This is a genomic window from Sulfurimonas sp. NWX79 (assembly GCF_039667035.1).
Classification (GTDB): Bacteria; Campylobacterota; Campylobacteria; order Campylobacterales; family Sulfurimonadaceae; genus Sulfurimonas; species Sulfurimonas indica.
In genome coordinates, this window is the sequence record NZ_JALCZL010000012.1 from 44,791 (window position 1) to 58,080 (window position 13,290).

General features: G+C 39.1%; 11 protein-coding genes, 6 tRNA genes and 1 pseudogene. 12 read left to right on the forward strand and 6 right to left on the reverse strand.

From position 1 onward, the window contains the following. The first annotated feature begins 9 nt into the window (after positions 1 to 9). The 4 genes from fabD to MNY27_RS06735 are packed head-to-tail and all read left to right on the forward strand — an operon-like array spanning position 10 to position 3,128. Positions 10 to 948 carry an ACP S-malonyltransferase gene (gene fabD, locus MNY27_RS06720; RefSeq protein WP_152184463.1) on the forward strand — a complete coding sequence of 313 codons (939 nt, stop codon included), beginning with the start codon at positions 10 to 12 and terminating at the stop codon, positions 946 to 948. 1 nt (position 949) lies between these two features. After that, positions 950 to 1,666, forward strand: coding sequence for a nitrilase-related carbon-nitrogen hydrolase (locus tag MNY27_RS06725; protein WP_152184462.1), 717 nt, complete (start codon positions 950 to 952; stop codon positions 1,664 to 1,666). An 8-nt stretch (positions 1,667 to 1,674) separates the two neighbouring features. Continuing rightward, positions 1,675 to 2,370, forward strand: coding sequence for a 5'-methylthioadenosine/adenosylhomocysteine nucleosidase (locus MNY27_RS06730; RefSeq protein WP_152184461.1), 696 nt, complete (start codon positions 1,675 to 1,677; stop codon positions 2,368 to 2,370). Then, complete coding sequence (locus tag MNY27_RS06735) at positions 2,370 to 3,128, forward strand: ATP-binding protein (protein WP_152184460.1); 759 nt, start codon at positions 2,370 to 2,372, stop codon at positions 3,126 to 3,128. The genes MNY27_RS06730 and MNY27_RS06735 overlap by 1 nt, the downstream gene beginning before the upstream one ends. Here the strand turns inward: MNY27_RS06735 and MNY27_RS06740 are convergent. From MNY27_RS06740 to ileS, 6 genes are all read right to left on the reverse strand, one after another. Next, entirely contained in the window at positions 3,118 to 3,621 is a 504-nt protein-coding gene (locus MNY27_RS06740) for an RDD family protein (protein WP_152184459.1), read from the reverse strand. The two genes, MNY27_RS06735 and MNY27_RS06740, sit on opposite strands and share 11 nt — an antisense overlap. Continuing rightward, positions 3,614 to 5,059: an IMP dehydrogenase gene (gene guaB / locus MNY27_RS06745; protein ID WP_346392029.1), complete on the reverse strand. Its 1,446-nt coding sequence runs from the start codon at positions 5,057 to 5,059 to the stop codon at positions 3,614 to 3,616. The genes MNY27_RS06740 and guaB overlap by 8 nt, the downstream gene beginning before the upstream one ends. Before the next feature lie 66 nt (positions 5,060 to 5,125). After that, positions 5,126 to 5,467, reverse strand: coding sequence for a hypothetical protein (locus MNY27_RS06750; RefSeq protein WP_346392030.1), 342 nt, complete (start codon positions 5,465 to 5,467; stop codon positions 5,126 to 5,128). A gap of 89 nt (positions 5,468 to 5,556) precedes the next feature. Beyond that, entirely contained in the window at positions 5,557 to 5,970 is a 414-nt protein-coding gene (locus MNY27_RS06755) for a hypothetical protein (RefSeq protein WP_152184456.1), read from the reverse strand. A 52-nt stretch (positions 5,971 to 6,022) separates the two neighbouring features. Further along, entirely contained in the window at positions 6,023 to 7,366 is a 1,344-nt protein-coding gene (gene gatA / locus MNY27_RS06760) for an Asp-tRNA(Asn)/Glu-tRNA(Gln) amidotransferase subunit GatA (RefSeq protein WP_152184455.1), read from the reverse strand. A gap of 147 nt (positions 7,367 to 7,513) precedes the next feature. Then, the gene (gene ileS / locus MNY27_RS06765) at positions 7,514 to 10,276 is read right to left on the reverse strand and encodes an isoleucine--tRNA ligase (RefSeq protein ID WP_152184513.1); all 2,763 of its coding nucleotides are present in this window, start codon (positions 10,274 to 10,276) and stop codon (positions 7,514 to 7,516) included. A 112-nt stretch (positions 10,277 to 10,388) separates the two neighbouring features. Here ileS and MNY27_RS06770 point away from each other — a divergent pair, with 112 nt between their 5' ends. The 8 genes and pseudogenes from MNY27_RS06770 to MNY27_RS06805 all read left to right on the forward strand — a co-directional run. Next, positions 10,389 to 11,477, forward strand: a complete 1,089-nt coding sequence (locus MNY27_RS06770) for a CinA family protein (RefSeq protein ID WP_152184454.1) — start codon at positions 10,389 to 10,391, stop codon at positions 11,475 to 11,477. A gap of 76 nt (positions 11,478 to 11,553) precedes the next feature. After that, positions 11,554 to 11,629: transfer RNA gene (locus MNY27_RS06775), tRNA-Lys, on the forward strand. A gap of 15 nt (positions 11,630 to 11,644) precedes the next feature. After that, positions 11,645 to 11,721, forward strand: a tRNA-Asp gene (locus MNY27_RS06780). A 13-nt stretch (positions 11,722 to 11,734) separates the two neighbouring features. After that, a tRNA-Val gene (locus MNY27_RS06785) sits at positions 11,735 to 11,810 on the forward strand. Between the two features lie 32 nt (positions 11,811 to 11,842). After that, positions 11,843 to 11,918, forward strand: a tRNA-Glu gene (locus MNY27_RS06790). A gap of 30 nt (positions 11,919 to 11,948) precedes the next feature. Continuing rightward, a tRNA-Val gene (locus MNY27_RS06795) sits at positions 11,949 to 12,024 on the forward strand. A 15-nt stretch (positions 12,025 to 12,039) separates the two neighbouring features. Beyond that, a tRNA-Asp gene (locus MNY27_RS06800) sits at positions 12,040 to 12,116 on the forward strand. Positions 12,117 to 12,237: 121 nt separating this feature from the next. Continuing rightward, positions 12,238 to 13,290 (forward strand): annotated as a pseudogene (locus MNY27_RS06805) (hypothetical protein); the annotation flags it as partial.

The following is a 13,290-nucleotide window of genomic DNA, read 5'->3' on the forward strand; positions in this document are numbered from 1 at the left end:
GGAAAACAGATGAAAAAAATAGCTATGATATTTGCAGGACAAGGCTCACAAGCGGTAGGTATGGGTAAAGATTTTTATGATAATTCGGAAGTGGCACGTGAGATGTTTGCTAAAGCTGGTGAGAGAATCGGAGTGGACTTTAAGGAGATAATCTTTGAAGAGAATGAAAAGCTTGGACAAACTGCTTATACACAACCTGCGATTTTATTAGTTCAGATGGTTGCATACAGACTTTTTAAAGATGCATGTCCAGATGTAAAAGCTGAGCTTTTCTTAGGACACTCTCTTGGTGAATTTTCAGCGCTTTGTGCGGCAGGTGCTATTGACTATGTTGATGCAGTTGAACTTGTTCATAAGCGTGGTGCATATATGCAAGAAGCATGTGAAGGAAAAGATGCTGGTATGATGGCTATTGTTGGTCTTGATGATGTAAGTGTTGAGAAAATTTGTGCAGATGCGCAGACGCAAGGTAAACAAGTATGGCCGGCAAACTATAATCAAGATGGACAACTTGTTGTTGCAGGAAACAGAGCAGATTTGGCATCTTTAGAAGATACTTTCAAAGAAGCAGGTGCAAAAAGAGCACTGCTTTTAAATATGTCTGTTGCTTCACACTGTGAGATTTTAGCTCCGGCTCAAGAGCCATTGGCAGAGCTAATGGAGAAATATATCATTGATAGTTTTGAAGCACCGGTTATCTCTAATGTTACCACAAAGCCTTATGCTACAAAAGCTGAAGCAGTTACACTCTTAAAAGACCAACTTGTAAAACCTGTAAAATATAAACAGTCAATCCAGGCAATTGCAGGGGATGTTGATATGGCAATTGAGTTTGGAAACGGAGTTGTGCTTAAAGGGCTTAACAGAAGAATAGCAAAAGATCTAAAAACGCTTAATATCTCTGATATGGCGTCACTAGAGAAGGTAAAAGAGGAAGTTTGCTCATAATATGAGAGTAACACTTGCACAGACTTCTCCCAAATTAAACCGTTCGAATTTAGAAGAAGTCATTAAAATTATTGAAGCGAATAAGACGACAACAGATTTAATAGTCTTTCCAGAATTGGCACTGAGTGGCTATCTTTTACAAGATAAACTGCATGAAGATGCATGGAATGAGTCTGAACTGACCTCATTAATTGAATTAAGTAAAGATGTAGATATTGCTATTGGTGCAGCACTGCGTGACGGGGATGTTTTTCGAAACTGTGGACTCTATTTTACACAGGGAAAACTTGTTGCCAAACATATGAAAGTACATCTGCCAAATTATGGAATGTTTGAAGAGGCACGCTACTTTGAAGGTGGCGATAGCTTTGAAGCTTTTGAAGCCAATGGTAAAAGAGTCTCTCTTTTGGTTTGTGAAGATCTATGGCATAAGAGTGTGCATGAAGAGCTTATCGGATTAGATCCTGATTTGATTATCGTTCATGTAGCTTCACCTGCACGTGGATTTGGAGATGATGGACTGAGTATTGAAAAGAGTTGGTATGAGATTATTCAAACAGTTGCTTGTGAGTGCTCGGCACAACTTGTTTTTGTAAATCGTGTCGGTTTTGAAGATGGACTTGGCTTTTGGGGTGGAAGTTGTGTTGTTGATGAAAAAGGCAATATAAAAGAGCAACTTGCCAAATTTGAAACAGTGATAAAAACTGTAGAAATATAAGGAAGAAAATGAAAATAGCGATTATGGGTGCAATGCCAGAAGAGGTGGCACCGATTTTAGAGCGTCTTGATGATGTAGAAGAGGTCAATTACGCAAAAAATAAGTACTATAAAGCAAAATATAAAGATATAGATGTGGTTGTGGCGTATTCGAAAATAGGAAAAGTATTTTCAACATTAACAGCGAGTACAATGCTGCAGATGTTTGCTTGTGATGTGCTTCTTTTTAGCGGTGTTGCCGGAGCAGTTAATCCTGAGCTTAAAATCGGTGATTTGGTAGTGGCTTCCAAACTTGCACAGCATGATTTGGATATTACAATCTTTGGACATCCGCATGGATATGTTCCGGAAGGAAGTGTTTATGTTGAGGCTGACAGAGATTTGATAGCGCTGAGTAAGATAGTCGCTTCTGAGATGGGTGTTGACGTGAAAGAGGGTATCATTGCAACTGGAGATCAGTTTATCGCATCAGAGGAGCGTAAAGAGTTTATTGCTGAGACTTTTAAAGCAGATGCTTTAGAGATGGAGGGTGCGAGTGTTGCAGTTGTATGTGATGCACTAGGAGTTCCTTTTTTCATTCTTCGTTCTATCAGCGACTCTGCAGATATGGATGCAGGCTTTAATTTTGAAGAGTTTGTTGAGAGCTCTGCAAAGGTCAGTGCCGAATTTTTAATGAAGATGGTTGACAGGTTGGCAAACGCTTAATGGGAGTAAAACTTTCTAAAAAAATCATGTCCAAGCTCGGCAAAACAAATGCCGAGTTTAATCTTATAGAAGAGGGTGATAAAATCTTAGTGGGTCTCTCTGGTGGAAAAGATTCTCTTACTATGATTCATGCTATGAAAGAGCAACAACGCCGTGCCCCCTTTAAGTTTGAGTTTTTGGCAGTGACAATTAGCTATGGTATGGGTGAAGATTACTCAAATCTTGCAGCACACTGCAAAGAGCATGATATCCCGCATATTATCCATGATACACAAACCTATGATCTGGCAAAAGAGAAGATTCGTAAAAACTCCTCTTACTGTTCATTCTTCTCTCGCATGCGTCGCGGATATCTCTACTCTGTGGCACGTGAGCATGGATGTAATAAAGTAGCACTTGGACATCATATGGATGATGCTGCTGAGAGCTTTTTTATGAACTTTATCTATAATGGTCAGATGCGCTCTTTAGCACCAAAATACAGAGCTGAAAATGGTTTGATTGTGATTCGTCCATTGATTCAGTTGCGTGAGCGGCAGTTGCGTGCTTTTGTTGTAGATAACGGTATTGAAGCGATAGGGGATGAAGCTTGTCCTGCTATGCGATTTGATATTAAAGCTCCTCATGCAAGAGAGAGTACAAAAGCGATGCTTGCAAAGATGGAGCAAGAATTTCCGCAACTCTTTACTTCACTCAATGCTGCTTTTAAAAATATCTCTGTTGATAGCTTTTTTGATAAAGAGAAGTTTAATTTATAAGTGCCTCTTCATCATAGATAACAGCAGTATTTGCTAGCAGGTCATGTAGAGCTCGTTTGTCTTTACGAAAGGCAACCATTAAAAATCCTATACCAAAAAGCAGGGTTGATGGAATATATCCGAGTGAGCGGGTAATTGCCTGCTTATTTGTAATATCTTGATACGTTTTGGCATCTACAATCTTAATGTGTACGATTTTTTTCCCCGGTGTAGCGCCTTGCCAATTATCCCAAAAGATGACCGTAACGACTAACACAGAGATTTCAAAGATCAGTTCCCATGTAAAAGAAGTTTGTGGCTGATTGTCGAGTGCGTGAGGATTACCACTCATTGCAAGTTGCATATTTTGTTGGTATTGTGCGAAGTCGAACCAGTTGCCATCACTTAAAAAGTAGATGACGATAGCGACTGGCAGAGCTAAAAAAAGTGTATCTAAAAATGAAGCGATAAAACGGATCCAAAAACCCGCATATCGTACTTCTTGATTAGACATGGTAGTTTGGCGCTTCTTGTGTGATAATTACATCATGAACGTGAGACTCTTTGAGACCCGCAGATGTTATCTCTACAAACTCTGCTTTGTTCCAGAGCGCTTCGATACTTTCACTACCACAGTAACCCATAGAAGAACGCAGACCTCCCATCATTTGATGAACGATTCCTGCAATATGTCCACGGAAAGGTACACGCCCTTCGATTCCTTCTGGAACAAGCTTGTCTGCTGCAGTTCCCTCTTGGAAATATCTATCGTTTGAACCTTTTTGCATTGCACCGATACTTCCCATACCACGGTATGATTTGTATTGACGCCCTTGAAACATAATAGTCTCACCCGGTGACTCTTCCGTACCGGCAAGTAGACTTCCTGCCATTACACAGCTAGCTCCAACTGCAAGAGCTTTTGCAATATCACCAGAGTATTTGATACCACCGTCTGCGATTACAGGTACCCCATGTTTTCTTGCAGCTGCAGCACACTCATCGATCGCAGAAATTTGTGGTACACCAACACCTGCCACGATTCTTGTTGTACAGATCGATCCCGGTCCGATTCCAACTTTTACACCATCAGCTCCAGCCTCAATCAGTGCTTCCGTAGCTTCTGCTGTAGCGATATTTCCAGCAATTACATCGACTTCCAGTGACTCTTTAATGGCTTTTACAGTATCAAGAATTCCTTTGGAGTGTCCGTGAGCTGAATCAAGAACAAGTACATCAGCACCGGCATCAACAAGTGCTTTTGCTCTGTCCATCTGCCCAACACCGATAGCCGCACCAACAACTAAACGACCAAAATCATCTTTGTTTGAGTTAGGGTACTCGATGCGTTTTTTGATATCTTTGATAGTAACAAGACCTTTTAAGAAACCATCTTCATCAATGATAGGGAGTTTTTCAATTTTGTTTTTATGCATAATATCTGCTGCATCATCCAAAGAGATACCTTTTTTTGCAGTGATAAGCGGCATTTTTGTCATTACATCATCTGCACGTTTACGCATATCTTTCTCAAAGCGCATATCACGATTTGTAAGAATTCCAAGAAGCTTGTTATGTCCATCTACAACAGGAACACCAGAGATTTTAAACTCTTTCATAAGGGCTTCTGCATCCGCAAGTGTTGCATCAGGATGTACATAGATTGGATCAATGATGATACCACTCTCAGATTTTTTAACTTTTCTAACCTGTTTACATTGTGTTTCAATATCCATATTTTTATGGATAATTCCGATACCACCGAGTCTTGCCATTGCAATTGCAGCACGGTATTCTGTAACTGTATCCATTGCAGCTGAAACCATAGGAATTTTAAGGCTGATATTACGTGTTAATTTGGTTTCAAGAGAAACCTCTTTTGGTAAAACTTCAGAATATTGCGGTACTAAAAGTACATCTTCAAATGTTAGGGCGCGTTTACGAATTCTCATGGTTATCCTTTGCAGAGTATATAGAAGTTAAATGTTTAAAATTTTTGGATTATACCTTTTTTGTGGTTAAAAAGAGGTAAAATCCAAAAACATAAATTGTGAAAGCAGTATAATTATAACTACTAAAATGAATGGAAAGATATGGCTTTTAAATACCCATGGCTGAATGCCAAAAAAGACCTGATTGACACCACGAAATCCAAGCCAGAGACCTAAAAATGCCTTGATGGAGAGGGCAATTTGAAAAGTTGAGAGACCATCTGGGCCAATCTCTCCAAAAACCTGTGTAAATAAATACATTCCGGATAATACTGCAACAATAAGTGCTTTTGGAACAACTTTACGTACATGCATCATAATTGCTTCACGTGCTTTTGTATATTCCTCTTCATTTAAAGTTTGTTTCATCTTCGACATAAAGAGATTGTCTGTAAATAAAAATCCACCGTAGATAAATACGGCAAAAATATGAATGGTATGAATAATAGTGTAAAGTATTATTTATCCTTTTTCTTTAGAGATTTTCTAAAGAGGTGATAGTTTTCAGCTTCTAGCATATCTTCAACATACCCTGCAACACATTTTGTACAATCTGTCCAGATACCAGAAGGAAGACGAACTTCAAGCTTGTTCTTCTCACGCAGTTTAATAATTTTTTTAGGTGAGAGCACTTTTGTTACTGGTCCAAAGTCAACATCAGTAAGGTCGATATCTTTTTTATAGAATATTGTCTGTTTTTTAAAGTTTCCCCAACCCGGAATGCCATCTTCCGTATATGGTACTTCATATCCGTTTTTGAACTTTACCATCATTTTATAATGAGAGTCTTCAAAAACCTGAGAAACTTTTCCCGGACCAAATACAAGTCCGTAGAGTTTGTCTTTTACTTTTACTTTGTCAAAATATGCCATGTTGTACTCCTTTTTTAAAATAATAGCAAAAGATTGTTTCACTATTATTACATTATGCTTTGTAAGCGACTTCTCTCTCGAGTGAAAGTGCTCCATCAAAGAGAGTTTGTTCATCATATGCTTTTGCAATGAGTTGCAGACCAACCGGCATACCTTCACTGTTTTTTGTAATCGGTAATGAGAGAGCAGGAAGACCAGCAAGATTGACACTGATAGTGTAGATATCACTGAGATACATATCCATAGGATTTGCCAACTCTCCAAATCTTGGTGCTACAGTCGGTGCAACAGGCGAGAGAATCAAATCTACATCTTCAAAGATTTTCGCATACTCATCTTTGATGATATGACGTGTCTTTTGTGCTTTTACATAGTACGCTTCATAGTAACCGCTTGAGAGTACGAAGTTTCCAAGTAGGATACGGCGTTTTACTTCATCGCCAAAACCTTCGCTTCTTGTGTTGTAAAATGTCTCTTCAAGGTTTTTCCCCTCTACACGGTTTCCATAACGTATACCGTCATAACGTGCAAGATTAGTTGTAGCTTCTGCAGTTGCAGTGATATAGTACGCTGAGATATCATACTTCGCATCCATCATCTCACGCTCTACAATCGTATGACCTGCAGCTTTTAGTGCTTCTATAGCTTTTGCATAGGCATCTTTTATATCTTGGCTTGCATTTTCAACATATTTTGGTAAAACTGCAATCGTGAGTTTTCTTGTTGCATCCAGGTTTGGTATAACCTTATCATCACGTCCAGCATTTGTAGAGTCTTTCTCATCGCTTCCGCTGATGATGTCATATAAAATTGCAGCATCTTCAACATTTTGTGTCATTGGACCGATCTGATCCAAGCTTGATGCATAGGCACCTAAACCGTAACGACTCACTCGCCCATAAGTCGGTTTCATTCCTACGATTCCACAAAAAGCAGCAGGTTGGCGGATAGACCCACCTGTATCACTTCCAAGCGCTGCAATGGCAAGACCAGCTCCAACAGCAGCAGCACTTCCACCAGAACTTCCGCCGGGAACTCTATCACTTGCGTGAGGATTTTGTGTTTTTCCATAAAAGCTGGATTCTGTAGTCGAGCCCATAGCAAACTCATCCATATTGACACGACCAAAAGGAGAAAGACCATTATCAAGTAGTTTCTTAATGACAGTAGCATTGTATGGTGCGATATATCCCTGTAAAATTTTACTTCCTGATGTTATAGACCAATCTTTTACCTGAATATTGTCTTTAATAGCGATAGGTACACCTTCGCCAACACTGTTAACATCGATATATGCGTTTAAATCTTTATTTGCTTCTATTTTATTACGTAGTTCGTCTTTAAATTTGTTGAGTTCATCTTTGTTTAGTGTAAGTGCTTCTTTTAATGTAATCACTAGATATCCTACCTATTTTATTATTGTTATTATAGCAAGTCTCTGCTTTATTTAAATCTCTTTACAAAAAAGATACCAAGACCAATAAGTGCAAAAATAACACCTATTGAGCTAAATACAAAAGTGAGTGTTACAGGTTCACTAAAGTTAGGCACCTACAACTTCCTCACATCTTTTACATACTTTGTCTTCTGCATCTGATTGGTATTTCCAACATCTTGGACATTTATGTTGTGTCGCTTTTGCTATTGTAAAAGTATCATTACCCACTTTAAAGCTTCCAAGTTCATTCTCTTCAGGTTTGTCTTCAAAAATACCAGATACAACGAACCAGTCCTCTGCATCAACTCTATCCATATCTAAAGTTGTTTTTGACTCTGTATAGATAATTAACTCTAGTGTTGATTTGATAACTTTTTCTTTTTTGAGTCCATCGACAACAGCTCCAAAACCTTCACGTGCTTTTACCATATACTCTGCATCAAAAGGTGCATCGATTTGTTCTAGTGCTGTGTAAGTCATATCAAAGATATCCTCAGCATCACCTGTAATGATAGTTGGAGCATTCTCTACAATCTCATCAGCTGTATATGTAAGAATCGGTGCCATTAAAAGCAGAAGTGTTTTTGTAATCATCGCCATTGCACTTTGACTTGCACGACGACGTGTAGAGTTTTGTGCATTACAGTAGAGATTGTCTTTTGTCATGTCAATATACATACCACTAAGCTCATTTACAATGAAGTTGTTAAGTGTACTCATACCATTTACAAAGTTATATTCACTAAATTGTTTGTGAACCTCTGCTAGTACACGGCTCGCTTCACTGAGTATCCATTTGTCTAAGTCACCCATCTGTTCATAAGAAGTAAGCTCTTCAAGGTCATTGATGTTTGCAAGCATGATTCTAAATGTGTTTCTCAGTTTTCTATAGCTCTCAGAAGTCTGTTTTAAGATACCTTGAGAGATTTTGAGATCTCCCTGATAGTCAGATGAAGCCACCCAAAGACGCAGGATTTCACTTCCGTACTCTTTGAGAACCTTATCAGGTGCGATTACATTGCCTTTTGATTTGGACATCTTCTCACCTTTTTCATCTACTGTAAAGCCGTGTGTGAGAACACCCTTGTATGGTGCTTTATGCTGTACGGCAGTTGATAAAAAGAGTGATGACTGGAACCATCCACGGTGTTGGTCACTTCCTTCTACATATAAATCAGCCGGATACTCCCCTGCATCATAGTTACGAGATTTTAGCACTGAATTCCATGTTGAACCTGAGTCAAACCAAACATCTAAAATATCTGTTACTTTCTCTAACTCTTCTGGTTTGTACTCACATCCAGGGTAGAGCAGTTGTGCAATGTCCATAGAATACCATGCATCACTTCCCTGCATTTCAAAAATCATCGCAACAAAGTTTAAAACTTTTTCATCTAAAAGAACTTCACCAGTAGCTTTTACTCTGAAAAATGCGATAGGAACACCCCAGTCGCGCTGACGTGAGATACACCAGTCAGGACGGTTCTCGACCATAGAAGTAAGACGTTTACGCCCAGTTTCTGGAATAAACTGAGTCTTTTCAACTTCACCAAGTGCTATCTCACGCAGAGTTTTGCTTTCCCCTTCAGGAGTTCCATCAACAGAGATAAACCACTGTTTTGTTGCACGATAGATAAGCGGTGTATGACTTCTCCAACAGTGAGGGTAGGAGTGCATAAACTTATCTACTTTAAGAACTGCATCACCCATAAGGGAGATGAGGTCTTCATTTGATTTAAAGATATGACGCCCTACAAAATTTTGGGCATTTGGAATAAGTCCAAGTCCTACTACGCTTTCATCATAACATCCTGTCTCATCAACAGGCATAATAACTTCAAGGTCATATACAAGACCAACACGGTAGTCATCTTCACCGTGACCAGGAGCAGTGTGTACACATCCTGTACCATTGTCCACTAATACATGTTCACCTAAAACCAAACGAGACTCTCTACCGTTAAGCGGGTTGATGGCGATGAGGTTTTCAAACTCTTTTGCATCAAATTCTTTAGCGACACTACCACTCACAACTTCACTTTCTACAAGTGAGTTTAAAAGCTCTTTGGCTACGATATAACCATCAGTAGTGAGTACATATTTTTCTTCAGGATTGAGTGAGATACCTGTATTTGCCGGAATTGTCCAAGGAGTTGTTGTCCAGATAACAGGAGCAGCTTTACCTTCAATACCAAGTTTTGCTTTCGCTCCGTCACTTAGTTCAAATGCGATAAAGATAGAGTAGTCTTCTTTATCCTCATACTCAACTTCGGCTTCTGCAAGAGCTGTTCTCTCTGCCCATGACCAAAAAACAGGTTTGCTACGCTCTACCAAAAGACCTTTTTTTGCAACCTCACAAAGTGTTCTGAAGATATTTGCTTCAAATCGAAAGTCCATTGTCACATATGGTTTTTCCCAGTCAGCAATGATCCCGAGCGTTTTAAACTCATCTCTTTGAATATCTACGAATTTTGCAGCGTGCTCACGGCAGAGTTTACGAATCTCAGCAGTCTCTAATTGCTCTTTTTTCTTTTTTCCACCAAGCTTCTTCTCCACTTGCTGCTCGATTGGCAGACCGTGACAATCCCATCCCGGAGTAAAACGGATAGATTTGCCAGAAAAATAGTTATGTTTTATGATAATATCTTTTAAAACTTTGTTCAGTGCATGACCGATATGGATATGACCGTTTGCATAGGGAGGTCCGTCATGGAGTGTAAAACTCTCAGCATCTCTACGATTTGTCTTCATTTTATGATAGACATTTTTTGCATCCCACGCCCCGTAGCGTTTTGGCTCATTGTTTATCAGGTTTCCTCGCATTGCGAAAGTCGTTGTTGGTAAAAGTAGTGTCTCTTTATAGTCCATCTCTGCCCCAAAAATATATTTAAAGTCATGCATTATATCTATAATGGTTTTAAAAGCTTATAAAACTGCTATAATACTTCATATCAAATCCTTATAAAAGGCCTTGCAAAAGATGAAGTTACATCTCATATTTATTGGAAACAAATTTATCTATAATGAGCCGCTTAAAGAGTATATTTTTAGAAATATAGAAAAAGAGCTGCACTTTATCGATTCTATTACTTATTTCAAAGAGAGTGACAACTCTCTCTTTTTATATTTAGAACAAGAGTTAAATGTAGAGAATAGAGTTTTAATAGTAACAAGTAAACAGAACTTCTCAACTATTGGAAAAGTCATCTGTACTGTAACGGGAGATAATCAGGTACTAAAAGATGGCATGTTAATACCACAAAAAGCTACACTTTTTGAGGAGAGAACATATTTGCTTGAGTATAACAAGGCTACAATTAATGTGATGCAGATGGATGAAGGTAGTAAAATGCCACAAATTTTACTGCATACCAACGATACACAAGCAACGATTCATGTCTTTGATGAAAATAAGGATGACCTTATTAGCATATTAAATCCGATAGCGCAGACATATGAGGTTAACTTTGGAGTCACAAGTTACGTAGAGGGATGGCTCCGTGTTGATATCAACTCAAACAGGTATGGTGATATCTCAAAGTTCATTCATGCGGCAAAAAATCTTTTACCTAAAAAGCTTATAGCCTCTGCAAACATTATAGAATATATCATCGAAAAACTCTCAAGTAGAGGAAAAAAGATAACATTTGCGGAGAGCTGTACAGGCGGACTTTTAGCATACTATTTTACAAAACATAACGGAGCATCGAAGATTTTAGACGGCTCACTTGTAACGTACTCAAATGCTTTAAAAGAGAACTGGCTTGCTGTAGATCATGAAGTTTTGGAGAATTTTGGGGCAGTCTCACGTGAAGTTGTTTCTGAGATGAGTGAGGGAGCACTCAATGTAAGTGAAGCAGATTATGCCCTCAGTATCAGCGGCATTGCAGGAGATACAGGAGGAACAGAGCTAAAACCTGTTGGAACAGTTTATATCGGTGCAAGGAGCAAGGATATTAGCGACGAAAAACACTTTCTTTTTCAAGGCGATAGAAACTATGTACAGTATCAAAGTGCAATGATGGCAATAAAAATGCTGCTTTTAATTGACAAAGAGACTTTTTTCTAAATTTCTCTCTGTTTTTCTTGACATATAAAAATGATTTGTCTATAATTTCGACCTCTTAACAAAGAGAAGAAAACATGTCTCGTTAGCTCAGCTGGTAGAGCACGTCACTTTTAATGATGTGGCCGATGGTTCGAATCCATCACGGGACACCATTTTAAACTAAATATGCGGTGGTAGTTCAGTTGGTTAGAATACCTGCCTGTCACGCAGGGGGTCGCGAGTTCGAGTCTCGTCCACCGCGCCATTTTAGTTTGGATGGGCGCTTAGCTCAGTTGGTAGAGCGCTACCCTTACAAGGTAGATGTCACTGGTTCGAGTCCAGTAGTGCCCACCATTTATTTTAATAACCTTGTTATTGAAGAAAGTGACCCTTTCGTCTAGTGGCCAAGGACACTATCACTTCATGGTAGTAACAGAGGTTCAAATCCTTTAGGGGTCGCCATCATATGGTGTTTTATTTTCCATTTTAAATGGGCGCTTAGCTCAGTTGGTAGAGCGCTACCCTTACAAGGTAGATGTCACTGGTTCGAGTCCAGTAGTGCCCACCATTTTTTACTATATATGCGGTGGTAGTTCAGTTGGTTAGAATACCTGCCTGTCACGCAGGGGGTCGCGAGTTCGAGTCTCGTCCACCGCGCCACTTTCACAAATTAATTTCCTTCTATTTGATACATATTTTCTACAACTTGTACTCCAGTACAATATCAATTTTTTTTTAATTATCATAATATTTCTTTAACAATAGATTTTAGGAGTATATTATGGCTCAAGTAGTTGCAACAGTTTCAAGTTTAAACGGTACTTTTTATATTAAACAAAAAGATGGTTCAATGGTTGAACTCTCAGTAGGTGATAAAATCCACGAAGGTGATTTAGTTGTAGGGGCTGACTCTAACACATCTTTTAGCAACATCAGCATATCTATGCAAGATGGTACGAATATCATTATGGTTGCAAATGAGGAACAACTGTTTGATGCTTCACTGCTTAATGAAATGTTTTCATCTGATGAAACTGTAACAGAAAGTGAAACGATAGCAACACTTGTAGATGATAATTTGCTCGATATTGATGATAGTAAAAAGATAGAGACAGATAATATAGAAACAACTGCCGATGATGGCATAAATCCATCTGACTCAAGTTATACTCCAGATTTTCAAGAGATTGATACAAATGCATTAAATGTTGATATCAATACACAACTTAGAGATGTTCAACTAAATGATGCTAATAAAGTATCAATTTTAAGTCCAGATGAAATTTTAGTTGATTTTGTAGCTCAAAAAAATTTTGCAGAAGCTAAACAATATATCATAAATCTTACAGCTATAGCCAATGATGCAGCAGAAGCGGCGACGGATGCGGCGAGTGCAGCAGACAAAGCGGCAGCAACAGCATCAGAGAATCCAACTCCAACAAATCTTGCAGCCGCAGAGAGTGCACAAAACATTGCAAAAGATGCAGCCGATGCAGCAAAAGATGCAGCGAATAACGTGGAGTCAGCAATTATAACACTCCAATCAGCAGCGAATGCAGCAGGAGAAGATGTTGATACAACAGGAGCACAGAGTGCAGTGCGTGCAGCCAATGCAGCAGTAGAGAGAGCAGTAACAGCAGCGGCAGATTCTGAGACTACAACAGATGCAGAGATCCAGGATATGGTAGACAATGTAGAGAGTCTCACGCAGACAGCCAATGATGCAGCAGAAGCGGCGACGGATGCGGCGAGTGCAGCAGACAAAGCGGCAGCAACAGCATCAGAGAATCCAACTCCAACAAATCTTGCAGCCGCAGAGAGTGCACAAAACATT

Coding starts and splice junctions, on each gene's coding strand:
- fabD (WP_152184463.1), top strand. CDS start 10: ATGAAAAAAATAGCTATGATATTTGCAGGACAAGGCTCACAAGCGGTA.
- MNY27_RS06725 (WP_152184462.1), top strand. CDS start 950: ATGAGAGTAACACTTGCACAGACTTCTCCCAAATTAAACCGTTCGAAT.
- MNY27_RS06730 (WP_152184461.1), top strand. CDS start 1,675: ATGAAAATAGCGATTATGGGTGCAATGCCAGAAGAGGTGGCACCGATT.
- MNY27_RS06735 (WP_152184460.1), top strand. CDS start 2,370: ATGGGAGTAAAACTTTCTAAAAAAATCATGTCCAAGCTCGGCAAAACA.
- MNY27_RS06740 (WP_152184459.1), bottom strand. CDS start 3,621: ATGTCTAATCAAGAAGTACGATATGCGGGTTTTTGGATCCGTTTTATC.
- guaB (WP_346392029.1), bottom strand. CDS start 5,059: ATGAGAATTCGTAAACGCGCCCTAACATTTGAAGATGTACTTTTAGTA.
- MNY27_RS06750 (WP_346392030.1), bottom strand. CDS start 5,467: ATGAAACAAACTTTAAATGAAGAGGAATATACAAAAGCACGTGAAGCA.
- MNY27_RS06755 (WP_152184456.1), bottom strand. CDS start 5,970: ATGGCATATTTTGACAAAGTAAAAGTAAAAGACAAACTCTACGGACTT.
- ileS (WP_152184513.1), bottom strand. CDS start 10,276: ATGGACTATAAAGAGACACTACTTTTACCAACAACGACTTTCGCAATG.
- MNY27_RS06770 (WP_152184454.1), top strand. CDS start 10,389: ATGAAGTTACATCTCATATTTATTGGAAACAAATTTATCTATAATGAG.